Raw genomic sequence first — 219 nt, 5'->3', positions numbered from 1 at the left:
CATCGGTCCGGCACAGCCGCTCGATCTGTCGCGAGGAACGTATCCCGTCCGCGTATGCGTAGATCAACAGCGCCAGCATCATCCGCGGGTCATAGGCCCGGCGCCCCACCCGCCCAGCGAGTACCGCGCTTCCAGACCGCTCAGGTCCAGGTGATCGACTACCTCGAGCAGTACCCAGACCACATGATCGTCGGGCAGCCACTCCCGCATGTCCACCGG

Annotated in this window: 1 protein-coding gene; it reads right to left on the bottom strand. The window is 65.8% G+C overall.

Translation table 11 applies throughout. The features are described from left to right. Positions 1-109: transposase (locus ACEPPI_RS41175; RefSeq protein WP_373920335.1), on the bottom strand; the 109-nt coding region annotated here is incomplete at its 3' end. Positions 110-219 lie beyond the last annotated feature (110 nt).

The sequence above is a fragment of the Streptomyces sp. AB3(2024) genome, from assembly GCF_041862025.1.
Lineage (GTDB): Bacteria > Actinomycetota > Actinomycetes > Streptomycetales > Streptomycetaceae > Streptomyces.
Note: the sequence above shows the minus strand (reverse complement) of the source record. Positions and strands in the feature narration are given on the sequence as shown.